This is a genomic window from Urbifossiella limnaea (assembly GCF_007747215.1).
In the GTDB taxonomy this organism is placed as follows: domain Bacteria; phylum Planctomycetota; class Planctomycetia; order Gemmatales; family Gemmataceae; genus Urbifossiella; species Urbifossiella limnaea.
This window is the reverse complement of sequence record NZ_CP036273.1, coordinates 4516698-4538906: the sequence shown is the minus strand read 5'-3', so window position 1 is coordinate 4538906 and position 22209 is coordinate 4516698. Positions and strand designations below refer to the sequence as shown.

Sequence of the window (22209 nt, the reverse complement as noted above, 5' to 3'; positions counted from 1 at the left end):
GCAGCGACCGCGGCCGTACTTGCGTCCTGCGGCAACACGTCTACCCCTCGGGTGCCCTTCGGTGGCCGAACATGAAGCTCAGCAGCCGCGGCCCGTGGCTGCTGTGGTCACGAACCGCTTATGAGGCCGCGGTCTGCTGCAGCTACGGGTTCGGCGTCTGGGGCCACCGGGTGCCGTCACGATTGCGGTCCGCCCTCGGCCGGCCGCATGTGTTCAGGGAAGATGCCGCCGTCCGCGTCCCCGTCGTCCGGCTGCACGATGTAATACACCCTGCGGTCCTCGCACAGCACGATGTCCAGCACTCGGCCTCGGCCCGAGGCGTGCGGGGCAGTGTACTCCACTTGGTCGCCGAAGGTGTACGGCGAGTCGAACGTGAACCTATGCACCGTACGCCTCCGCGTCTGCCGGCACATGCCGCCGGCGCGAGCCTCCGCCGCCGAACCAGTGTTTCATTTGACCGGTGCTGCGCGTTCGTCGTGACCCACCGGTCAATGCGAATGCGCCCGACCCGGGCGCCGGTCAAGGTAACGCGCCGGCGGGGTGATCGCAACCGGCCACCCCAACCCGCGTCTTCCGTGGGGGCTCGGCAGGCCATCGCGGACGGCGCCGGGATTACCGTGACCAGCGCCGGTCAAAGTAACCCCGCAGAGCTCGACGAGTGGCCACCACTGCCCGGCCGGGTGGGCACTCGGGAGTCGGCCACAATCATCGGTGACGCCCCGCGAGTCCGGGCTGGAGATACCTCCATTTTCTCCGTTACCTCCTACCTCCGCGAGACGGCTCCCGCACCCACGACAGAAACAGACGCGCCCCGGCGAGCTACAACTCGCCGGGGCGCGTTCGCGTGTCGTGCCGTCGCGCACTCACTTCGCGCGCTTGGCCTCCCAGTCGCGCTTCTGCTCCTTGCCGCCGACCGTCGTCTGGTAATTGCCCTTGATCGTGTTCCCGGCCAGCTTGCCGGTGTACTTGCTCGTGAACTTCTCGCCGTTCCGCTCCCGGGTGATGGCGAAGCCGACTTCCCCGTCCTTGAACGTGCCGTCCTCGATCTTCGTCTCGTCGCCCTTGCCGGTGGACACGGTGCCGGTGAGCTTCCCGCCCGCGGCCGCCAACTTCAGCGTCACGTCCCGCTTCTCACCGCCGCGCTCGACCGTCCATGTCCAGGTGCCGGTCGGGTCGCCGGCCTTCTCCTGGGCGCGCGCCCCGCCGACCAGGACGACCAGGGCGCTCGCCAGCGCCACGCTTGTTACTGCCTTCACCGCAGTCCTCCGAGAGGGATATCCGGCCGCTGTTATAGCCGATCGGCGCCCGACGGGTGCGGTGGCGTTCGTGGCGGCGGTCGCGGTGCCGCTCCTCGCCCCGGTCACACTCATGCTCGTGTTCGCGGGGATCGCCGCGCTGACCGGAAAGCCGATGCGATGGAACAGCCGCCGGCCGGCCCCGCGGGGCTCCGGGGTTCGGGGCTACTTCTTCAACAGGCCCACCATGGCCCGGCCCATGGCTTCGCCGACATCCATGTACACCTCGGCCTTGCCGCCGTAGTGGCCGTTCCCGCTGCCGCCTTGCGCCATCGGGTGCGTGTAGATGGTGGCCACGTTGCCTTTGAACTCGGAGTACTTACCCGAGGCACCGTCCACGGCGAGTTGGGCGTTGAGTACGTCGGCCCCGGGGCCGGTGCCGCCCTTGACCGATTCGCCCATCGTGGCCAGCACGAACTTGGCGTCGGGGGCTTTGAATTCCGCACGCAGCGTCTTGATGAAGTGCACGAGGTTCTTCTCGTACCGCGCGGCGTGACCGGCGTTGCCGGCGTCCCGCTCGCCCTGCCAGAAGAAGAAGCCGGCGACCTCGTAGCCTTTGGCCCCCGGGTAGTGCTTCTCGAGGTCGGCCAGCGCCTTCCTGGCGTCGCCGATGTCGTAGTCCCACTGCTTGCCGGCGTACCAGTCGATCGCCTTGCCGTTCTTGTCCACCCACGGGGCGGGTTCGGTTTTCAGGCCCTTGGCCGGGTCCATCTCCCAGAACTCCGGCTTGTCCTTGTAGCCGGCGTAGACCAGCTTCTTCTCCACCCCCGCCTTGTCCTTGGTGGTAAACGCGTAGCGCTCGCTACCCGGCGGGAGGAGGTCCCAGCCGAGGGCCCGGTTGCCGATGCAGCACTTGAGGAGCATCACGGGGGCGTCGGTCGCGTTGCCGAGCGGATGACCGATCCCGAATTCCGGTCCCATGGTTCCACCCCCGACGGTCAGCCAGTCGTTCTTCAGCGGCCCCTTGCCGGACATGTACTGCACGAAGCGGACATCCTTCCGCGCCAGCCAGCTTCCCCCGTCGTCCACGAGGTGCTGGTACTTCTTCTTCACCTTGACCGCGTGCTCCAGGGAGATCTCGCCGCCTTTCACCTTGCCGAGCCCGACCATGTTGGACTGCCCGAGCAGGATGAAGACCTGGACGGGCTTGGTCATGTCCGCGGGCTTGCCGTCCGGCCGCGGAATCGCGGTATTGGGCTGCATTGCAGTCGTGGTCGTCACCATGACGACCAGTGCCGCCAGTGCCGCCGCGGGCGCGGCGAACAGGGGGGTGATACTGCGCGGGCGGCTCATGCGAGATCCTGTCGGCTGAGATGTCTCAGATGCCGGTGTGTGCGGGGGCCGTTGTCAGCCTCGGCCCAGTCTCGGTTCGTGTCCCACCCCGGTCAAGCACATTTCGTCCTCAAAGCCGTCGCCGCACCGTGCGGTCGGCGACCTTGATCGTTCGCCGGGCGGCCGGGCTCCACTCCCACCGCTGCACGCGCCGCTCCGACCACAGCCCCGGGCGTTCCTTCCGGCGGGCGACCGGGCCCGGGGCGTACTGGCAACGGTATGCCAGCCGGCAGCAGACGCGGCAGGCGAGGTGGTCGCGGCCAGGCGTGAGGAACAGCGCGTCCGCCCGCCGCCCGCACGCGGGGCATGCCCACCACCGCCCATCCCTGTGTACATGACCGTTACGACTTCTGGGCCTTGAGCAACCGGGCCGTAGCGACGTGCCCGGTGCCGGCCGCACTCTCCCGCCGCGTCCGAGGTTTCTTCGGCCCCCGAGGGCTGGTCACGAACTCCGCCACCCGCACCTGCCGTCCCAACGCGATCAGCACCTTCGCCATCCCGGCGGCCGACACCCGGGCGAACACCGCCCACTCGGCCGCGGGGATGGCGATCAGTAGCCCCCGGCTGGCCCCGGCGACTTCATTGGCCACGTGATACCCGGACACCCCGGGCTCGGCCGCCGCCCCGTGGGCCGCCCGGATGCTCGCCTTGATGACGGCCAGCACGTTGTACGCGCACAGGGCGACGGCGAACGCGAACAGCGCGGCACGCGGGTAGCCCAGGCCGGCGACCTCGCCGTGGAGGGCCGCCGCCAACTCGCCGAACGCGGCCTCGACCGACCACCGGCCCCGGTACAGTTCCGCCACCCGGGTCGCCGGTACGGCCGCCGGCAGGTTGGTCAGGACGCGGATCTCGCGGTCCCCGTCCCGGGTCGGGGCGTCGAGCACCACCGTCACCCGCCGGACCGCCACCTCCCCGCCGGCCCCGTCCGACACCCGGACCGCCTCCTCGAACACGGCCCCCGTGCCGGTCCGGCCGCGGGCCACCCGCTCCCCCGTGCCGAGCTCGGTCAGGGTGAGGCCGTGCTGGCGGACGACGAAGCACCCGCCCCGGCCCGCGGTCCCGGCGAGCAGCCGGGTGGTGCAGAAGTTCCGGTCCCCGACCCAGACCGTGGCGGGCGCGGCCCACCCGAGGATGGCCGGGGTGAGGGACCGCTCCTGGGCGTGGCCGTCCTCGCACGGGATCGCGTCGATCACCAACCCGGTCGCCGGCTCGAACAGGACCACGGCCTGCCCCGGGAGTGCCCCGGCCCGGGTCCGGCGGAGCGGGCGGAGGCGGTGGTCGGTCCCCGGCAGGTGGCTCCCGTCGACCACCCGCACCCGGAACCCCGGGACCGACGCGGCCGCGGTCGGCCCCAGGGCCGCGACCACCGGGCCGAGGCGGGCCGCGGTGTGCCGGACGAGGGCCGCCCCGAGGCCGGGCTCCATCCGGGCGACCTTGGCGTAGACCGCCTTGCGGGTCACCCCGAGGTCGGCGGCCCGCTTGCGGATGGCGGCGTTGAGGGACGGCTGCACCCGGCAGACGACGAGCCCCATCAGGTCGACGAGCTGGGAGAACAGCAACTCCCGGGTGTACTGCCGCTCGGCGTGTTCCGCGAACAGGGCGTCCACGGCGTCGGCCGGGAGGGCGTGCTCGAACGCCGCCCGGGCCATGACGCTGACCGGGGACTCGGCCGCGAACCGGTCGAACACCTCGCCGAGGAGCATGGCCGTCCATCCGTGGGTGGCAGAATTGCGTTGGCCACCAACAGGTTACGCTTGGCTACCGGATGTACACAGGGATGCCACCACCGCCGCATCCCGCCCGACGGGACGGGCGTCTCGACCACGGCGAGGAGGTACGCGGGCGAGTCCGCCCGGGGGTCGGCCGCGGGGTGGGCGACGAAGACCCCGCCTGGGGCGAGCTCCCACAGCACCAGCCGCCCGCCGACGGTGTCCGAGCCGCGGGTCGCCCCCTGCCACCGGACGCACTTGAACACGTAGCCCGCGGACAGCTCGCCCCCGGCGTCCTCGACCAGTCGCGGCATGGGCAGCCCCGAAATCAACAGGAAGTGTCGCGCGGCGGGGTTAGCCGGCGGGGGTGACGAACACCCACTCCGCCTCATCGTACCCCACGGCTACGATCACATGGTGATGACGCCCCGCGCGGTCAACCCATCGGTGATTCTCTTTTGAGGTGCTTGACCCCAGCTCTGCGACCTCCCAAACACCATGGGGGGCTAGCCGAACAGGCCCTCGAGGCGGGCGTTCACGTAGACGATGGCACCGGCGGCGTCCGCCAGGGCGACGGCGTCGGGGGCGGCCTCCAGGAACCCGCGGAACAGGTGCTCGGTCCGGCTGGCCCAGAGGAGCGATTGGGCTCTGGCCACCACCCGCTCGGGGGACAGGGCCGGCAGCGCCGTGCCGTCGGGGGCCGCGGCCGGCGGCCCGCCCGGCGCGGCGACGTGAAGGACGGGGGTGGCGGCCGTCCCGGGACGATACCGGAGGCGGTTGCAGACCTCGGCCCCGGGCAGGTCCGGCAGCCGGGCGTCAAGGGCGACGAGGGCCGGAACCTCGTCCGCCAGCCGCAGGGCCTCGAGGCCGCTGCGGGCTTCCCGGACGCTGAACACGGCCTTCTGAAAGGCCTGGTTGAGGGCGTGGCGGACCGCATCATCGGCGATGACGTTCAGCACCATCGCACGAGTCGGGGTGGCCCTCGCAATCCTCTTTCTGACGGTTATTCTACGAACACCGGATTCTCCTGTCGCCGAGGTTGTCGTTCGGAGTCTTGGTTTTCTGCCGTGACAACGTTCGACCAGCATCACTCACACGGCCGTACCGAATAACGCTCCGACGCCGGCAGTGATGGCCATCGCGAGTGCTCCCCAAAAGGTAACTCGGACAGCACCTCTCGTCGCGCCTGCGCCACCAACGTACGCGGCGACACCGCCCAGAGTCGCGAGGAAGATGATCGAAGCTCCTGCGACAAGGGGGATGAGATACGCACCCGGGGCAATGACCACCGCCAGTAAGGGCAACGCCGCGCCAACGGCGAATGTCCCCGCCGAGGCGAGCGCCGCCTGGACGGGCCGCGCGACGAGCAACTCGGACGTGCCGAGTTCGTCACGGGAATGGGCGGCCAAAGCGCCACGGGCCGTGAGTTGCTCGGCGACCTGTTTCGCGAGCGACGGGTCGAGGCCACGCTTGACGTAGATCGCCGTGAGTTCCGCAAGCTCGGCGGACGGGTCGCTCGCGAGTTCCTGGCGCTCGCGGGCGAGGTCGGCCTGTTCGGTATCGGCCTGGGAACTGACCGAGACATACTCACCGGCCGCCATCGACATCGCCCCGGCGACCAACCCGGCGACCCCCGCGACCAAGATGTCGTGGCTGGTCGCGTGGGCGGCCGCGACGCCCAAGATGAGGCTCGCGGTTGATACGATGCCGTCGTTCGCCCCCATGACGGCCGCACGCAGCCAGCCGATGCGTTCCGTCCGGTGTCGCTCGCTGTGTGGCATACGGTCTCCCAATACAGACGAGCAATCGCGGTCTACATCCGCCGCCGAACATCGAACTCAGCAGCGGCCGCCGTGGGCGCTGTCCTCACGAATCGACTATGAGGCGGCCGTCTGCTGCAGTGACGGGTTCGGCGTCTTGCCTACACCCGCGCCAGAAGCTCTCGATAGCCGTTGAACTCGTTCTTCCAGTCGCCATACACCGCGGTCAGCCCACACGCGATGCAGCGGCATCCGACGTACAGCCACCGCACGTCCTCGCTGTCGTCGTACAGGGCAACACCAACCGTAATCTCGAACCCCTCCTCGCCGCAGGGGCATGCGGTATCCTCCTCCTCGGCCTCGTCCATGAAGTTCGCACTATCCGCGATCGGGTGGACCTCGGCGTCGCACGCCACGCAGACTCGGAGAGCCACGCCGGCGCTGTCATCCACCAGCAAGCCGAACACCTTGCCGCCACACGCGCACACCGCGTCTGCGAAGTGTTCGGCGAGATAGCCGTTCTCCTTGCTGTATCGGACGATCTCGGCGCGGATGTCGGCTTGGCTGTCGCCATACCGCCACTTGCCGCGCTTCCGCAACGCCATCGGCTCGCCTCCGTCGCCGAACGATTAGCTCACCTGCCGGCCGGTGCGGGAGTAATGACACGCGAGAAGCCTACAGGCCCGCCGGGTCAGGTGCAGCGGCGGGTTCGGCGTCTGGGGCCAGCGGGAACACGGCGATGACTGCGTTGTCCGGGCCGACCACCTGCAACTCCGTGACCGCGAACTCGCCGACCTGCGGCAGCCCCGCGAACGCCGGCCACGCCGCCTCCAGCCGCGCCCCCTGATCCGGGTGCAACAGGGTGACGTGTAGCCCGAACCGCCCGCGGCGGGTGAACGGCGGGGCCAGCACCACGTCCCGGACGGACGCCACCCCGCCGGCCGGGTCGGCGACCGGAAGGAACGCCCCGACCACGGGGGGCGGGAACCGGGCCGGCACGCCGACTGCCAGCCGGAACCGCCGGATCTGGGCAGCGGCCCGACGCACCCGCTCGACCAGCAACGCCGGGTCCGGAGCTTCATCCTGGTAGGCCACGGTGACGTGGGCCGGGTTGCCCGCCGCCCGCTCCGGGTTGTACGCCAGCCGAACCCGGTCGATCTCCCGGCGAACGTCCGGCGGCAGCGGGATACGGGCCTGCACCTTCACGTGTTATCCGCGCCTTCTGCGGCCGAACATCCAGCTCAGCAGCGGCACCCGCCAGTGTGAGCTGTGGTCACGAGAAACCTACAGGCGGGGGCCGTCTGCTGCAGCGCGGGGTTCGGCCTCTTCGTCGCCGCCGCTGCGCCACTGGCTGAGATCATCGACCGGCCGCGGCAGCCGGCCCTCCAACCACTCGACGCAGGTGTCGGGGGTGAACGATGGGTCCGTCGATTCGATCACCCACGACAGAAACTCCACGCCACCGTTCAGGTACGGTGGCGGAGACACCGGCATGAACACCGTCGGCAACCGCTCCTCAACTGATACGTAGTTGAGGACGAATCCAAGTTCCTGTACGTGCCGCCAAGCCAGCGGGTGCTTGGTATCGAGCGAGAACTTCATCCACCAGTTCCCGTTGGGGAACGAGCCGCGGCCGATCGACTTCCGGCCGGCCGGCAATCGAATCGCCGGCAACCGCTCCATGAACGCGAGCAGCTTGTCGAAGTCGTGCGTCGCCACTCGCTGCGCCTCCGGTGGCCGAACGACATGCTCAGCAGCGGCGGGGGCCGAGTGAGCTTTGAACTCCAGAAATGCTACATGCCCCCGCCGTCTGCTGCAGCTGCTCACATGTTACCCTACCGGGGTCGTTGAGGCGACAGCCCGGCGGTCGGATCAACCGCATGCAGCGGATGAGGCTCCGACCTCGTGAACCAGGTGGCGGCCCGACCGCCGGTGCTCCTCGACCTCGGACGCTACCCGGCGGGCGACTCCCCCGAGCCGACCCCGCATCCGTGAGCATGAGGGGAGGGACACCGTGGGCACCACCGCCGCGACCGCGACCGCCGTGATCGGGATCGATGTCTCCAAGGCCACCTTCGACGCCTGCCTCCTGACCCCCGACGGGAAGGCCCGGGTGAAGGCGTTCCCCAACACCGCGGGCGGGTTCGCCGCCGTCCTCGCCTGGGCCGACGGCCACGGGGCCGGGGCGACGGCCCGCTACGGGATGGAGTCCACCGGCGGGTACGAGGACGCCCTCGCCCGCCACCTCCACGCCGCCGGCCGGGCGGTCAGCGTCATCAACCCGACCCGGGTCAAGTACGCCGGGGTGATGCGCGGCCGGCGGAACAAGACGGACAAGGCCGACGCCCAGCTGATCGCCGCCTACACCCGCGACGAGGCCCCGCCCGCCTGGACCCCGCCGACCGCGGAAGTCCGGGAATTGCAGGCGTTCGTCCGCCGGCGGGACGACCTCCGGGCTCTCGCCGCGAGCGAGAAGGCCCGGCTCGAATCCCCGCTCCTGACCCCGGCCGCGCGGAAGTCGGTGGCCCGCGTCGTGAAGCTCCTCGGCAAGGAGGCCGACGCCATGCAGAAGGCGGCCGACGCGCTCATCGCAGCCACCCCGGCGCTCGCCGCCGACGCGGAGCTGCTGGTCAGCATCTCGGGGGTCGGGTCGCAGACCGCCTCGACCGTGCTGGCCGAGCTGCCGCCGGTCGCCCGGGTGCCGAGCGCCCAGGCCGCGGCGGCGTACTGCGGGCTGTCGCCGCGGGAGTTCACGAGCGGGACGAGCGTCAAGAAGCGGACCCGGCTGTCGAAGTCCGGGAACGCCCGGCTGCGGAAGGCGCTGTACCTGCCGACGCTGACCGCGATCCGGTTCAACCCCGTCCTCAAGGCCTTCTTCGACCGCCTGGTGGCGGCCGGGAAGCCGAAGATGCAGGCGGTGGGCGCGTGCATGCGGAAGCTGGTGATGATCTGCTACGGGGTGCTCAAGAGCCGAAAGCCGTTCGACCCGGTGTTCGCGTCACGAATCGCCACTTGACAACACGCTACCTGGTTCGGCGTGCCTTTTCCGTTTGGGCAGCCGGAGGTCCGACTTCGGGTCTGCCCTCGTACTAATCGCCAGCCGCACGCCCGATTCCGCCAAGTCATACGCTTTCGGACCGACGTAGCACGTTCCCACCTTGCGGAACTCGGCGCGAACCGCTCGCTGCAACGCTGCCACCAAGTCGTACCCGGAGGGTTTTGGCAGCGCGACGCCGAAGTTGCCGCCCACGATGCACCAGTCGGAGTACAGACCCGCCGGCGTAAGAACCACCGAGTCCGGGTTACCCTCCGGGTACACGCGGCCCAGCGTTTCGCCGTTGGGGAAGGTTGTCACGTAAGGCGTAAACGGACTCGCAGTCGGCATGACTAAGTAACGCTTCTGATTGTTCGCCCCGCCCTCGACTGCCACCCCCAAGTCATTGATTGCAGCAGCGGCGTCCCACGTCGTCGGCTCCGGCGTGGGGGCGAAGCACAAGCGGTAAGTCAACGGCACGTGCCGCTCGATCCGAGACAAGACGGCGAGCAGGTCTTCGCATACCGCCATGAACTGCATCCCTCGCGCCATTCCATCAACCCCCTCCGCCGCCGAACAGATAGCTCAGCAGCGGCCCCCGCCGTGTGAGCAATGGTCACGAAAAACCTACGGGCGGGGGCCGTCTGCTGCAGCGCCGGGTTCGGCCACCTCGGGGCACGCGGCGACGAACCGAACGAAGTCCCGGACGGTCTCGACCGGCGTGATCGCCCGTAGCCGCTCGGCAGGTGCGAGTCGCCGGCCGCAGCGGGCGACGACCGCTAGCACCTGGTCGTCGAGGTCCTCCTCGATTAGCCCGTACACACGGCGGAGGTTGTCCTCCGCCCGGACCGGGAACGCATCCACCGCGTCCGAGCACCAGTCCTGGAGCTGAGCGTACACCGCCCGCAGGACCTCGGGAGGGGCGTCACCCGACGAGAACCCTGCGACGAACGTGTCGAACGTCTCCCCGACCCGACCGGCCGCGATCCGGCGGGTGCGGTGCCGTTCCGCGATGACGCCGACCGCGACCAACACGACGAGCGCGAGGGCCACGTACACGCACGTCAACGAGGCACCTCCGGTGGCCGAACCATCAATTCCGCAGATCCGCAGAGTACGGCGGCCCGGACTGCAGATCACTGGCCGCCTCCCGGGGACAGTAACCGCAACTCCGCACGGGGTCAACAGTCCGGGAACCGCCCGCCGCCGGCCGTGCCGTACTATGCAGACCGGGTCTGCTGCATAGTACGGCCGGATATGCAGCAGGAATCAGAGGCGATCGATCGCGCCGGTCACCGCTACCGGAGGGGCCATGAGTACGAGGGATGGCGGAATTGGACTCCCTCCGCGCGCGGAGGAATGGTTTTCCGCCGGTTTCCTGAGGGGTGCGGAGAGGCGTGTGGAGTGCGGTTCGGGCTCCCGACGCGATAGCCGCGGTCAAGTAGGCAAAGTGATTAGTGCTTCATCTGTTCGAGAGTGTCGATCAGGGCGTAGTGCTCGGCCAGTTCGCGCGGCAGACCACCGCACCACTCGCGGATGGCGGCGCGCTCGTGGTACACCTCCCACCACTCGGGGGACAGGTCGTCCGGGCTCAGATCGGGCAACCGCGGGACGGCCGGACGGTCGTCGTCGAAGATGTCATCCAGGTCGAGGAGCTCCATTGCTGATCCCCCGCGGACGCGTGGACGCAACACAACAACGCTGGAAATCGCTGTCAGATTGCGTCCGGTAGTGGTTCTGGCCACAACGGACGCATCACTGTCTCTCCCGGCTGCGTCCGTCGCGTCCACCGGGCGTGACGGACACAAACCCGCTAGAAATCCTGCCCAACACGCGTTGCGTCCACGCGTCCGAGGGGTGCCGGGAAGATGCTCTCGGCGGACGGCAGAAGGTCGTCGCCGGGGTCGGGCGCCCGGCCCGTCGTGCGCCACCTCGCGGCCCTCCTCCCCCGCGACTCCTCGACCACCTCGACCGCGCCGGCGTCGCTTAACTCCGTGAGCCATCCGGCCGCCGCCGAGTTGGACACCCGCAGTTGCTTGGCCACGGCCTTCGACTCGAACTCGCCAGGGGGGAGCTTGGCCAGGAACGCGACCGCCGAGTCCGACAGCCCCCCGCCCAGGGATTGCGAGAACGGCCGGAGGATGAGCCGCCGCGCGAGCTGGTAGTCCCGGGCGTCGGCGAGGATCGCCCCGTCGTCGCCGGTCTTGCGCTGCCGGTGGTGGAGCAGGGCAGACGTTTGCACCAGCGCCACCAGCTGTGGGAACGCCCGCCGCACCTCCACGCGGTCGCACTGGAACGCGTCGGCCAGTCGGTCGAGCCACGGCACCCGGACCGGGGTGCCGCACGGCAGCATCCGCTGCAAGGCATGGTGGACCTCGAACAGCCGGGCGGTGTCGCGGACCCCGCCCGCGTGGCGGTCGGCCAGGGCGCGGATGATCCGCTTCGTCTGGGCCGGGGTCTCGTCGGTCTGCAGCATCAGACAGCGGTTCGCGTCCTCCTCGAACACGGCCGTCAGCGTCGTCGTCTCGGTGAACGCGATCGGCCCCTCCTGCTCGATGAGCTGCGTCTCGATGCCGGTGCCGACCTTCACCGGCATCAGCTTCGACAGCCGGCCGCTGGCCAGCATCTCGCGGAGCGCCCGCGTCGCCTCCGCCCGGTCGCCGTCCTCCAACCGCGACCGCTCGCCCGCGACCACCCACCGGTGCGACAGGCTCCCGGGCTTCATGTGGAAGAGGGCCTGCGGCGTCATCTGCGTGGCGCGGATGACGGCCTCGGACGGGAACAGGCCGGCCACCTTCTCCACCGTGTAGCTCTTACCCGACGAGGACGACCCGCGGATGATGCCGGAGAGAGGGTGGGGCAACAGCCGGGACACGCCGATCAGGTAGACGGTGACCGCCAATTCACGCTCGCCGGCGACGCCGGCGAGGGTGATGTCGTCGGTGATGCGCTTGATGAGGTGCGGGCTTTCGAGGAGCCGGTTCGCCTCGTCGAGGACGTCCGGCGGGGTGCCGGCGAGCCGGTCGGGCTCACCGTCCGTTCCCCCGGTTGGCGCGTCGGCGGGGCCGCTGGCGGCGATCTTCAGAAGTTCGGCGTCGAGTTGGTCCCGGTCGAGGCCGGGGTAGTTCGCCGTCACGGCGACCAGGAACTTCTTGCGGGCGGACATGCTCGACGCGTTGAACGCGTCTACGGCCAGCACGTCCCCGCCGAGCCTGACGGTCACCGTGTGCTTCTTACCGTCGCGCTCGGCGAGCAGTTCCAGTTGCGGCTCCGTCTCGGTCATCACGTCCCCTTCGTGGTGAGGCTCAGGTTGAGCTGCCGGCGGGCGGCGGCGTGGATCAGGTGTTCGAGGGTCGGCCGGGTCGCGCCGGCCGCGACCCAGGCGCGAAGGTCTTTCACCCCGGCCGGCGGGGCGATCACGCGCACGTCGCGGGCGTACAGGGTGAGCCGGGACGCCAACGCTTCGGCGCCCCGCATCCCGGGTTCGTCGTTGTCCCCGACCACGACAACGCGGGCCGGCTTGTGGAGCCGCACGAGGGCGACGAGGTGCGCCGTCCCGCCGGTGCAGGACGGGCGGCCGATGGCGTTCGGGAACCCGACGGTGTGCGCCGCGATCGCGTCCGTCGCACCTTCGCACACCAACAGCGGGTCGTCGCCCGCATTCAGGGAGCCTGGCAGGAACAACGACTCCTTGCCGCCCGTCACGCTGAACTTCTTCCCGACCGGCGGACGTAACCGGATGCCGGTGACCGTGCCGGTCGTCGGGTCCGTCATCGGAAACGCCCACGCCGGGTAGCCCGCGGCCCAGCCCACCCCGAAGGCGGTCAGGCTCGCCGGGCCGACCCCGAGCTCGGCCGCGAAGGCCGCCAACCGGTCGGGTGTCGCGGCGTCGCGGTAGCTCGCCGCGAGGGCCGACAGGTCCGGCGGGGCCGTCGCGGGGCGGAGGACCACGCGACGCGGGCCGTACTGCCGCGGGGTGTCGGTGAGCCGGTGCAGGAACCCGGCGTCGCCGCACCGCTTCGCCGACTCGGTCCGCGGGCAGATGCACGCGGTCTTGTCCGCGGCGACGAGGCACCAGTCGATCTTTTCGCAGACCGGGCAGGGGAGCTCGCGGCTGACGCGGAGCCACTGGGTCTCGGTGGTCACGCCTCACCCCCGCCGACCCGGCAGTGCTTGAGGGCTTCGGCGACTTGCTGCTGGTACGCGACCACGTACCGGGCCTCGTCGGACTCGATCCGCTGCTCCCCCGCGAACAGTGCCATGTCGAGCACCCCCCGGATCGCGTCGCGGATGACGGCCTGGAGTTGGTCCGGCTCGAACGCCTCCAGCTCGTACACGCTCGACCCGTGAGCCCTCACGAACTTGTCCTTGCGGCTCGACCCGTCCTTCACCGGGAGCGGACTCAGCCCGGACTCGGCCACCTGCGCCGGGTTGACCCCGACCTTGACGACGGTCAGGTTCTCGACCCCGTGCTCGTCCCGCAGACACGCCCCCCAAACCTCGGTGATGTTCTCCCCTTCCGGGTCCAGGTCGCCCGCGACCAGCATCAGGAAGTGGTCCTTGCCGGACGCGTGGAACCGGTCGGCGGTCTCGTCCAAACTGGTGACGGACGTGTACCCCTTGCCGACGCCGACCGGGACGTGGAAGGGGCCGGCCGCCCGCTCGGCGATGTCGAGCGCGGCAACCTTCTCGACCACGAGCTCGACGTACGACGGCTGCGACCGGAGGAGGTTCCGCTTGTACCCCCGGCCGAAGTCGTGGATCTGCTCCTGGAGGAACGGGGCGACGCTGTCCCACTGCCGCCACTCGACCCGCGGCCGGGTCGGGTCGTGCATCGCCTCCCACGGGAAGTCGCCCGCCACCCGCGCCCGGCTGAGGAGGTCGGACAGGTCCTGGTAGCACCCGTGCGTGTTCACGTACTTCGTCTTGGTGCGGGCGTTCCGGAGCACGTTCCGGGTGAGCAGCCGGTAGTGGATCTGCCGCAGGGTGAGCGGCCAGTAGCCGCGGTACTGCTCGACGACCGCGCGGGCGGCGTCGAGCATCGGCCGCTTCTGGTCGGTGATGACCGACCGGCGGCTGGCGGCGGTCGGGGCGATGACCCGCAACCCGGTGTCGGCGATGCGGCGGTGCTCCCGCGCGACCTCGGCGGCGCGGTGGGCGAGGAGGACGTTGCGGGCGTCGTCCGGACTAGTCCGGACGACGGCCTCCCGCACCTGTTCCTGCGCCGATTTGACGCGCTGGCGGTTGAACGAGGTGAGGTACTCGACGAACCGCGGGTCGGTGGACCGGATGTTGATGCGGCGGACCGGAACCACGTCGAGGTCGGCCACTTCGGCCCCGGCACGCCTCCGGTGCCCGGACACGATGACGCCGTCGGGGGTGGCGACGATGGGTTCGAGCAGCCCCTTCCGCGCGATGTCGCGGCCCAACTCGATGATCGCCGGGTCGTCGGTGCGGACCGGCTTGTACAGCTCGTCGTTGACGACGGCGGGCCGGAGGTCGGCCAGCGGCACGTGTTCGATGCGGTCGCCCAGTGCCACCCCGGTCGGGCGTGCGGGTTCCACGGCTATACCCCTTTCGGTGAGTGTGCCGACAGCGTCGGTGGTGCGATCCGGTGGACGGGGGTCGGGCGGCGGCCTGCGTCCGCGGCCCCCGGGACGGTCGAGCCGTGAGGCCAGAGGGCAAGCGCCCCGGCCGGCTCGCGTCAACAGCCGAGGGCCTTCAGTCGTTCCCCGGCGGCGTCGGCGGCGGTCGCCCGCTGGGCCGGTGACCGCGGCGGGGTGGCGGCCGGCTGCTCCGCCGCCGCCGGTTGCTGCGCCGCGACGAACCGGACGACGGCGGCGCGGCTGGTCACGAGGCGGCCGCCGATCCGGACGCCCTCCAGGCGGAGGGTCGTGCCGTCGGCCAGCCGCACCCCCTCCTGGATGTGCCGGACGACGGTCGAGGGGTGAGTCGGGCGGCCGCTCCGGTAGCTGCCGTACAGCCGGGCGGCGGCGGCGGGGCCGATCGGCCCCTCGGTCAGCAAGCGGTCCACGAGGTCGGTCGTCGCGTCAGGCATGGCAGACTCCTCCGGGTGTCTGCGGGCAGTATCCCGCCGTGGCGGGGCACCTGCGGATCCGACGCGAGGAGACCGATCCGGAGCGGCAGGGCAGGATCGTGTAACATGCGAGCGGGAAGGCGGTTTTCGCGGACCCGGCAGGCGTGGCCGGGAACGAGCGCGATTGGCCGGACGAACGGTCGTCCGAGGTTGGTGTTAAAATTTCCAGGGCAGCTATGTCACCGGCGGAGTACCGGCGGGCGATCGAGGGGCAACTCTGCCTGGGGCGCGACTGCCGGGCGGGGGTGGCCACTACCCGCGGGGGCGGCCGCCAGCGGCAGTGCCCGGACTGCCGGCGGAAGTGGAGCTTCGACGGGCGGCGGCGGCAGCTGCGGCTGCTCGATACCTACGCCACGGGAATGTCGGTCCGGGAGGCGGCGGCGGCCCTGTCGGCGGAGAGCCGCGGGGCCGCCGCCGCGGGCACGGCGGCGCCCGCGGTCACGCCGCCGACCGTCCAGGCCGGGTACGACCGGTTCCGGCGGGCGGTCGCGGAGGCGCACGCCCTCGACCTCGCCGCGGAAGTCCGTCGCCGGTGCCGCCGGCTCAAGGAACCCTGGGTGGAGGAGTTGGTCCGGCTCCTGGCAGGTGAGCCCCCGGGGGGCGGCGAGGACGGGGATGAGACGGTCGTGCTGGTGGCGGGCGGGTACGTCGTCTTCGTCCCGCCCGACGAGGAGGTGACGGCCCGGTCCGGGCTCGCGCGGGTCTTCGGGGGGCCGGTCGAGCGCGCCGGGCTGGCGGAGTTCTTCTCCGCGACGCGCCTCGGCCCGGGCCGGCCGGTGGCGGAGCGGATCCGCTCACGGGTGCGGGGCGGGGCGCGGGTGGCGGGGCCGAGCCGGCGGGCCGCGGTGTGCGAGGCGGCCGCCTGGGCACACCGATCGGCCATCAACATCTTCGGGCAGCTCTACGCGCGGCTGTTCGACCCGGACGCCGAGTAACCCGCGATTCCGAACCGGCGGGCGCCAGCCCGAACGGCAGACGACGCTCCCGTACCGGCGATGTGATGAGACGCACCGGCTGGCGGACGGGGAGCGAAGTGACGTGTGTCGGCTTGTCGTCGGCGCTCACGCTCACCGCCCGAGTGTCTTCGCGGTTCACCGCCCGGATGCCGCCCCCGCGCGCTTCCCACCTCGGGCAACCCGCCATTACCACGCCGGCTCGCGGTGCTGGACAGGAGCCGGACCGTCTGGCAAAATCTCGTTACTCGCACCACCGCCCCGGGCCGCCCATGCCCGACCCGTCGTTCCACACCACCCGGCTCGGCGACCCGATCGACCGCATCCGAGCGGCCGCCTCGGCCGCTCGCGACCGCTGGGCTGCGTCCCACCGCGAGGTGGTCGCGTGCCGGTCCGACCACGACCGGCCGACCGCCCCCGGCACCGCCCTCCCCGCCGCCTGACCGGAGCCGCGATGGACGACGACCCGCTGCTCGACCGACTCTCCGCCTGGCAGGCCGCGTTCGACCGCGGCGCCGAGGTGTCGCCGGCCGAACTGTGCCGCGGCCGCCCGGACCTCCTCCCGGAGTTGGAGAGGCGCGTCGCCGACCTCCGCCGGGTCGCCCAACTCGCCGCCACCCCGCCGCCGGCCGACCCCGACACGACCCGCCCGTCCGCCGGCGGGGGGCCGACCCCGGCCGGCCCGCCGGCCGACACGGCCTCGTTCGACCCCGGACCCGGCGGGTACGAGATCGGGGAGCGGGTCGGCGGCGGCGGCATGGGCGACGTGTACCGGGCGCACGACCCGCAGCTCGGCCGCGACGTGGCGGTGAAGGCGATGAAGCCGGCCCTCGCCGCCGACCCGGCCGCCCGCGCCCGCTTCCTCCGCGAGGCCCGGGCCGCGGCCGCCGTCCGGCACGACCACCTCTGCCCGATCTACCACGTCGGGGAGACGACCGCCGGCCCGTTCCTGGTCATGCCGCTCCTCGCCGGCGAGACGCTCGCCGCCCGGCTGGCCCGCGGCCCGCTCCCGCCGGCCGAGGTCGCCCGGGTCGGGCGGGAGGCGGCCCTCGGGCTGGCCGCCGCCCACGCCGCCGGGCTCATCCACCGCGACATCAAGCCGGCCAACCTGTGGCTCGAGGCCCCGACCGGGCGGGTGGTGGTGCTCGACTTCGGCCTCGCCCGGGTCGCCGACGCCGACGACGGCCTCTCCCAGCCCGGGCGGGTGGCCGGCACCCCGTCGTACATGAGCCCGGAGCAGGTGGACGGCCGCCCGCTCGACCCCCGGACCGACCTGTTCTCGCTCGGGGCCGTGCTGTACGAGGCGGCGACCGGGGTCCGGGCGTTCGCCGGCCCGTCCCTGACGGCGGTCCTGAAGGCGGTGGCCGACGCCAGCCCGCCGCCGCCGGACGCGGTGAACCCGGCCGTCCCGCCGGCCCTGTCCGCGGCGGTGATACGGCTGCTGGCGAAGCGCCCGGCGGACCGGCCGCCGTCGGCCAGCTCGGTGGCCGATGCGCTGGCACGTGTCGTCGGCCCGGCGGGGGACACGGACACGGTGGCACCCGCCCCGGCGGTCGCCGCACCGCCTCCGCCGCGACCGGCGGCCCGGTGGCCGGTTCGGGTCGCCGCTCTCGTTCTCCTTATGACGGGTGCGGCGGCGGGGTGGTACGCGATACGGCCGCCGGCCCCGGCCCCCAGTCCCGAGCCGCCGGCGGCCGCGGCCGCGGTCGAGCCGCTGCGGGTGGTGTCGTTCGAGGTCCGCCCGTGGCGGCCGGTCGCGGCGGGCGGGACCGACGTGCGGCCGCTCCCCGTCCTCGGCCGCGAGGACAGCTTCTCGGCCACGGTGGCCGACTTCATCGACGTGAAGGTGACCCTGTCCCGCCCGGCGTACGCCTACCTGATCCTGTTCCGGGGCGATGGCGCCGATACGGTGCTGTACCCGCAGGACGACGCCGACGAGCCCGAGAAGTCGGCCGCCCCGCACTACCCGAGCAAGCGGCGGGAGGCGCTGTACGGGCTGGACGACGGGCCGGGGCTGTGGGCCGTCGGGCTGGTCACGTCGGAGGACCGGCTGCCGCCGTACCGCGAGTGGCGGGGGTCCCACCCCGGCGGCCCGTGGGGGCGGCACCCGGCCCCGACGGACACCGTCCTGTTCGACGACGGGGCGGGGTTGGACGTGCTCGTGCCAGGTCGGCCGGCGACGCGGGGGAGTCGGGGAGAGAAGACGGACATCAACCGCCGCCCGGTGGTGGCGCTGGTGGACTGGCTGAAGGGGCAGGCTGGCGGGCCGGTGGCGGCGGTGGCGTTCCCGGTGACGGCGGTGAAGTGACACTCTTTCAGTTTCCTCGGGGGAGGTCGATCATGCGTGGATTGATCCTGGTTCCGGGGTGGGTGGTGCTGGTCGGGCTGGTGGCGGCCCAGGAGCCGAAGCCGGCGGAGCCGGCGAAGGCGCCGCAGTGGCAGCGGGTGCTATCGAAGGAGGACGCGAAGACGGTGGCCGACCTCCGCCGGAAGCTCGCGGCGGCCAAGGCGGCGGACCGGGTGGACGAGGCGGTGAAGCTTCTGGAGGAGGTGGTGGCGTTGCGGACGCGGGTGCAGGGGGCCGACCACTGGGAGGTGGTGGACGAGCGGGTGTACCTGAAGACCCTTCGCACTCTCGACGCCGACGGGCGGAGGGACTGGCGGGCGGCCCGACTGGCCAACCGTGAGGCTTTCCAACTCCACGCGGGAGGACGGATTGCCGAGGCCGCACCGCTGTTCCAGAAGGCTCTGGACATCCGCCGCAAGGTGCTCGGCGAGGACCACCCCGACACGGCCAACAGCTACAACAACGTCGCCGCCAACCTGCAGGCCCGGGGGAAGGCGGCCGAGGCAGCCCCGCTCGTCCAGAAGGCCCTGGACATCTACCGCAGGGTGCTCGGCGAGGACCACCCCGACACGGCTGCTAGTTACAACGACGTCGCCGCCAACCTGTCCGCCCGGGGGAAGGACGCCGAGGCCGCCCCACTCGTTCAAAAGGCCCTGGACATCCGCCGCAGGATCCTCGGCGAGGATCACCCCGAAACGGGCAACAGCTACATCAACGTCGCCATCAACCTGGCCGCCCTGAAGAAGACGGCCGAGGCCGCCCCGCTGTTCCGGAAGGCTCTGGACATCAACCGTAGGGTCCTCGGCGAGGACCACCCCGAAACGGCCACCAGCTACAACTACGTCGCCATCATCCTGGAGACCCGTGGGAAGGCGGCCGAGGCCGCACCGCTGTTCCAGAAGGCTCTGGACATCCGCCGCAAGGTGCTCGGCGAGGACCACCCCGACACGGGCAACAGCTACAGTAGGGTCGGCTTCAATCTGGAAGCCCGTGGTAAGCCGGCCGAGGCCGCACCGCTGTACCAGAAGGCTCTGGACATCGCCCGCAAGGTGCTCGGCGAGGACCACCCCGACACGGCCACCAGCTACAACAACGTCGCCGCCAACCTGCAAACCAGGGGGAAGGCGGCCGAGGCTGCCCCGCTGTTCCGGAAGACTCTGGACTTCCGCCGCAAGGTGCTCGGCGAGGACCACCCCCACACAGCCGACAGCTACAACAATCTCGCCTCCAACCTGACAGCCCGGGGGAAGGACGCCGAGGCCGCCCCGCTGTACCAGAAGGCTCTGGACATCGCCCGCAAGGTGCTCGGCGAGGACCACCCCGACACGGCCCGGAGCTACAACAACGTCGCCACCAACCTGACAACCCGGGGGAAGGCGGACGAGGCTGCCCCGCTGTTCCGGAAGACTCTGGATATCAATCGCAGAGTCCTCGGCGAGGACCACCCCAAAACGGCCACCAGCTACACCAACCTCGCCTTCAACCTGGCCGCCCAGGGGAAGGCGACCGAGGCCGCAACCGTTCTGCGGCAGGCCGTCTTCAGTGCCGAGGCCAGTCGCCTCACCCGGGCGAAGGGGATCGAGCGAGCCATCGGGGCGAAGTTCGACCCGCGCCTGCTTCTGGCTGCGATGGAGTGCGGTACGAATCCTGGCGGCGCGTGGAACCAGGCGGAACTGACCCTGGCCCGCGGCCTGCTCGACCAGCGGGACCAGCCGGGTTCAACACTCACCCCCGCCGAATCCGCGGAACGGGGCACTTTGCAGGCCCGCGTTACCGATCTGCAGTCCCGGATCCTGGTGCTGGTGACCCGGACGACACGATCCGATGCCGAAAACACGGAACTGGAACAACTGCTCACGGCCCGTCGCGCGGCGGAGCAGAAACTGGCCGCCCTCGCCGTGGCCGAGAGCGCCCGCGCGGTGGCCGCCCCGGAGGCGATCCGGGCCGCCCTCCCCGCCGACGCCGCCCTCCTCCTGTGGGTCGATGTCTTCAGCACGGGTGGCGTCGAGGAGCACTTCGCCTGCGTGGTGCGGCGGGACGGCGCCCCCCGGTGGGAGCGGCTCCCCGGCACCGGCGAGTCGGGGAAGTGGACGAAGGAGGATGACGCGTTACCGCAGTCGCTCCGCGAGGCCCTGGCGCGGTCGGCGCCCGCCGCCCGGGTCGCGGCCCTGGCGAAGCAACTCCACGCCCAGCGGGTCGCCCCGGTCCTCAAGCACCTCGACGGGGTCAAGACCCTGTACGTCGTCCCGGTCGAGGCGATGGCCGGGGTCCCGGTCGAGGTGCTGGCCCCGGAGTTCACCATCAGCTACGTCCCGTCCGGCACGTTCCTCGCCCGCCTCCCGAGGCGGGAGGTCCGGCCACCCACCCTGCTCGCCGTCGGCGACCCGGTCTACGAGCCCGGGACGGCCCGCCGGCCCGACCTCACCGCCCTCCCGCCGCACGGCCTGCTGGTCCAGCAGGTCGCCCCGGCCGGGGCCGCCGGGACGGCCGGGCTGCGGGCGGGCGACGTGATCCTGTCGTACGCCGACACCCCGACGAAGACCCTGGACGACCTGCAGGCCGCCGTCCAGAAGGCCGGCGGGGCGAAGGACGCGGCGCTGACGTACTGGCGGGTCGGGGCCGACGACCGCCCGGCCGAGCGGACGGTCCGCGTCCCGGTCGGGCCGCTCGGCGTGGCCCTGGCCCGCGACCCGGCCCCGGCGGCCATCGCCGACCGCCGCAAGACCGAGGCCATGCTGGCGTCGGCGGGCCGCGGGGATCCGCTCGCCGACCTGCCAGGGAGCCGGTACGAGGTGGCCCGCATCGCCGGCCTGTTCGATCAGCCGAAGGTGCTTCTCGACAGCAAGGCGAGCGAACCCGAGGTGGAAGCCCTGCGGACGGCGGATCAGTTGAAGGGCTACCGCTACCTCCACTTCGCCACCCACGGGAAGGGGGACAACGTCATCGCCTTCGACTCCGCCCTCATCCTGTCGCAGGACAAGCCGGGTGAAGAGTTCGCGCCCTCCGACCGGCCGTGGCGGGACAACCGCGTCACCGCCCGCGAGGTGCTGGACTACTGGAACCTGGACGCCGACCTGGTGACCCTGTCGGCGTGCGAGACGGGGGTCGGGCAGGCCGGCGGCGGAGACGGGCTGCTCGGGTTCGCCCAGGCGTTCCTGCTGAAGGGGTCGCGGGCCGTGTGCCTGTCCCTGTGGGAAGTGGATGACACGGCGACGGCCCTGCTCATGCAGCGGTTCTACCAGAACCTGCTCGGTAAGCGGCCCGGCCTGGCGGCCCCGATGCCGAAGGCGGCGGCGTTGCGGGAGGCGAAGGAGTGGCTGCGGGGGCTGTCATCGGACGAGGCGCTGCGGGAGGGGGCGGCGCTGCGGGCCGGGGTGGTGCGGTCGGGCCGGGGCGAGCAGGTGGTGCGGCGGGTCGGGGAGTTGCCGGAGGGGGCGAGGCCGGGCGAGAGGCCGTTCGCCCACCCGCAGTACTGGGCCGCGTTCATCCTCGTCGGCGACCCGAACTGACCCCCCCGGTCGCCGCCCGCCCGCCACCTCCAAGCGGCCGGCGGGGTCACCCGGAGGGCGGTCACCGCGCCGGCCTTCATGACACCCCCCGGTGTGGAGCTCTGATGTGGCCACGATGATACCGGTGGCGCTTCCTCCGAGGCGGCTCGGAAGCCGTGGGTGATGTCGTT

Annotated in this window: 21 protein-coding genes; 5 read left to right on the top strand and 16 right to left on the bottom strand. The window is 71.5% G+C overall.

All coding sequences use genetic code 11. The annotated features are described in order from the left end of the window. Positions 1-176: 176 nt before the first annotated feature. The 9 genes from ETAA1_RS18670 to ETAA1_RS18630 all read right to left on the bottom strand — a co-directional run bounded on the left by ETAA1_RS18670 (position 177) and on the right by ETAA1_RS18630 (position 7818). Entirely contained in the window at positions 177-386 is a 210-nt protein-coding gene (locus ETAA1_RS18670) for a hypothetical protein (protein ID WP_145241098.1), read from the bottom strand. A gap of 477 nt (positions 387-863) precedes the next feature. Continuing rightward, a complete protein-coding gene (locus ETAA1_RS18665) occupies positions 864-1256 on the bottom strand; it encodes a hypothetical protein (protein ID WP_202920232.1) in 393 nt (130 codons plus the stop codon). 204 nt (positions 1257-1460) lie between these two features. Further along, complete coding sequence (locus ETAA1_RS18660) at positions 1461-2588, bottom strand: sialate O-acetylesterase (RefSeq protein ID WP_202920231.1); 1128 nt, start codon at positions 2586-2588, stop codon at positions 1461-1463. A gap of 380 nt (positions 2589-2968) precedes the next feature. Beyond that, positions 2969-4333, bottom strand: coding sequence for a transposase (locus ETAA1_RS18655; RefSeq protein WP_145241094.1), 1365 nt, complete (start codon positions 4331-4333; stop codon positions 2969-2971). Positions 4334-4845: 512 nt separating this feature from the next. Next, a complete protein-coding gene (locus ETAA1_RS18650) occupies positions 4846-5301 on the bottom strand; it encodes a response regulator (RefSeq protein ID WP_202920230.1) in 456 nt (151 codons plus the stop codon). Between the two features lie 129 nt (positions 5302-5430). After that, on the bottom strand, positions 5431-6120 hold the full coding sequence (locus ETAA1_RS18645) for a VIT1/CCC1 transporter family protein (RefSeq protein WP_145241090.1): 690 nt from the start codon (positions 6118-6120) through the stop codon (positions 5431-5433). Positions 6121-6260: 140 nt separating this feature from the next. Further along, positions 6261-6704, bottom strand: coding sequence for a hypothetical protein (locus ETAA1_RS18640; protein WP_145241088.1), 444 nt, complete (start codon positions 6702-6704; stop codon positions 6261-6263). A 70-nt stretch (positions 6705-6774) separates the two neighbouring features. Then, on the bottom strand, positions 6775-7305 hold the full coding sequence (locus ETAA1_RS18635) for a 2'-5' RNA ligase family protein (protein ID WP_145241086.1): 531 nt from the start codon (positions 7303-7305) through the stop codon (positions 6775-6777). A 78-nt stretch (positions 7306-7383) separates the two neighbouring features. Next, entirely contained in the window at positions 7384-7818 is a 435-nt protein-coding gene (locus ETAA1_RS18630) for a hypothetical protein (protein ID WP_202920229.1), read from the bottom strand. Between the two features lie 295 nt (positions 7819-8113). On the opposite strand from ETAA1_RS18630, the gene ETAA1_RS18625 reads away from it, so the two are divergent. Beyond that, entirely contained in the window at positions 8114-9115 is a 1002-nt protein-coding gene (locus tag ETAA1_RS18625; RefSeq protein ID WP_202920228.1) for an IS110 family RNA-guided transposase, read from the top strand. Here the strand turns inward: ETAA1_RS18625 and ETAA1_RS18620 are convergent. From ETAA1_RS18620 to ETAA1_RS18590, 7 genes are all read right to left on the bottom strand, one after another. After that, complete coding sequence (locus tag ETAA1_RS18620; RefSeq protein ID WP_145241082.1) at positions 9098-9685, bottom strand: hypothetical protein; 588 nt, start codon at positions 9683-9685, stop codon at positions 9098-9100. The two genes, ETAA1_RS18625 and ETAA1_RS18620, sit on opposite strands and share 18 nt — an antisense overlap. A gap of 75 nt (positions 9686-9760) precedes the next feature. Next, the gene (locus tag ETAA1_RS18615; RefSeq protein WP_145241080.1) at positions 9761-10201 is read right to left on the bottom strand and encodes a hypothetical protein; all 441 of its coding nucleotides are present in this window, start codon (positions 10199-10201) and stop codon (positions 9761-9763) included. A 386-nt stretch (positions 10202-10587) separates the two neighbouring features. Further along, positions 10588-10794 (bottom strand): hypothetical protein, encoded by a 207-nt coding sequence (locus ETAA1_RS18610; RefSeq protein ID WP_145241078.1) that lies wholly within the window; start codon positions 10792-10794, stop codon positions 10588-10590. Between the two features lie 152 nt (positions 10795-10946). Further along, entirely contained in the window at positions 10947-12416 is a 1470-nt protein-coding gene (locus tag ETAA1_RS18605) for a hypothetical protein (RefSeq protein WP_145241076.1), read from the bottom strand. Beyond that, complete coding sequence (locus ETAA1_RS18600) at positions 12416-13279, bottom strand: toprim domain-containing protein (RefSeq protein WP_145241074.1); 864 nt, start codon at positions 13277-13279, stop codon at positions 12416-12418. The genes ETAA1_RS18605 and ETAA1_RS18600 overlap by 1 nt, the downstream gene beginning before the upstream one ends. Beyond that, positions 13276-14697, bottom strand: coding sequence for a ParB N-terminal domain-containing protein (locus ETAA1_RS18595; RefSeq protein WP_145241072.1), 1422 nt, complete (start codon positions 14695-14697; stop codon positions 13276-13278). The genes ETAA1_RS18600 and ETAA1_RS18595 overlap by 4 nt, the downstream gene beginning before the upstream one ends. Before the next feature lie 140 nt (positions 14698-14837). Beyond that, complete coding sequence (locus ETAA1_RS18590) at positions 14838-15191, bottom strand: DUF1580 domain-containing protein (RefSeq protein ID WP_145241070.1); 354 nt, start codon at positions 15189-15191, stop codon at positions 14838-14840. A 215-nt stretch (positions 15192-15406) separates the two neighbouring features. Here ETAA1_RS18590 and ETAA1_RS18585 point away from each other — a divergent pair, with 215 nt between their 5' ends. The 4 genes from ETAA1_RS18585 to ETAA1_RS18575 all read left to right on the top strand — a co-directional run bounded on the left by ETAA1_RS18585 (position 15407) and on the right by ETAA1_RS18575 (position 22039). Further along, positions 15407-16165 carry a hypothetical protein gene (locus tag ETAA1_RS18585; protein ID WP_145241068.1) on the top strand — a complete coding sequence of 253 codons (759 nt, stop codon included), beginning with the start codon at positions 15407-15409 and terminating at the stop codon, positions 16163-16165. 290 nt (positions 16166-16455) lie between these two features. Then, positions 16456-16626, top strand: coding sequence for a hypothetical protein (locus tag ETAA1_RS32115; RefSeq protein WP_202920227.1), 171 nt, complete (start codon positions 16456-16458; stop codon positions 16624-16626). 11 nt (positions 16627-16637) lie between these two features. Further along, complete coding sequence (locus tag ETAA1_RS18580) at positions 16638-18491, top strand: serine/threonine-protein kinase (RefSeq protein ID WP_145241066.1); 1854 nt, start codon at positions 16638-16640, stop codon at positions 18489-18491. Between the two features lie 32 nt (positions 18492-18523). After that, complete coding sequence (locus tag ETAA1_RS18575) at positions 18524-22039, top strand: CHAT domain-containing tetratricopeptide repeat protein (RefSeq protein ID WP_145241064.1); 3516 nt, start codon at positions 18524-18526, stop codon at positions 22037-22039. The last annotated feature ends 170 nt before the right edge of the window (positions 22040-22209 follow it).

Excerpts from the sequence above, each read along its gene's own strand:
- ETAA1_RS18575 (WP_145241064.1), top strand. The coding sequence starts at position 18,524 with ATGCGTGGATTGATCCTGGTTCCGGGGTGGGTGGTGCTGGTCGGGCTG.
- ETAA1_RS18580 (WP_145241066.1), top strand. The coding sequence starts at position 16,638 with ATGGACGACGACCCGCTGCTCGACCGACTCTCCGCCTGGCAGGCCGCG.
- ETAA1_RS18660 (WP_202920231.1), bottom strand. The coding sequence starts at position 2,588 with ATGAGCCGCCCGCGCAGTATCACCCCCCTGTTCGCCGCGCCCGCGGCG.
- ETAA1_RS18610 (WP_145241078.1), bottom strand. The coding sequence starts at position 10,794 with ATGGAGCTCCTCGACCTGGATGACATCTTCGACGACGACCGTCCGGCC.
- ETAA1_RS32115 (WP_202920227.1), top strand. The coding sequence starts at position 16,456 with ATGCCCGACCCGTCGTTCCACACCACCCGGCTCGGCGACCCGATCGAC.
- ETAA1_RS18655 (WP_145241094.1), bottom strand. The coding sequence starts at position 4,333 with ATGCTCCTCGGCGAGGTGTTCGACCGGTTCGCGGCCGAGTCCCCGGTC.
- ETAA1_RS18620 (WP_145241082.1), bottom strand. The coding sequence starts at position 9,685 with ATGGCGCGAGGGATGCAGTTCATGGCGGTATGCGAAGACCTGCTCGCC.
- ETAA1_RS18645 (WP_145241090.1), bottom strand. The coding sequence starts at position 6,120 with ATGCCACACAGCGAGCGACACCGGACGGAACGCATCGGCTGGCTGCGT.
- ETAA1_RS18590 (WP_145241070.1), bottom strand. The coding sequence starts at position 15,191 with ATGCCTGACGCGACGACCGACCTCGTGGACCGCTTGCTGACCGAGGGG.
- ETAA1_RS18650 (WP_202920230.1), bottom strand. The coding sequence starts at position 5,301 with ATGGTGCTGAACGTCATCGCCGATGATGCGGTCCGCCACGCCCTCAAC.
- ETAA1_RS18605 (WP_145241076.1), bottom strand. The coding sequence starts at position 12,416 with ATGACCGAGACGGAGCCGCAACTGGAACTGCTCGCCGAGCGCGACGGT.
- ETAA1_RS18640 (WP_145241088.1), bottom strand. The coding sequence starts at position 6,704 with ATGGCGTTGCGGAAGCGCGGCAAGTGGCGGTATGGCGACAGCCAAGCC.
- ETAA1_RS18585 (WP_145241068.1), top strand. The coding sequence starts at position 15,407 with ATGTCACCGGCGGAGTACCGGCGGGCGATCGAGGGGCAACTCTGCCTG.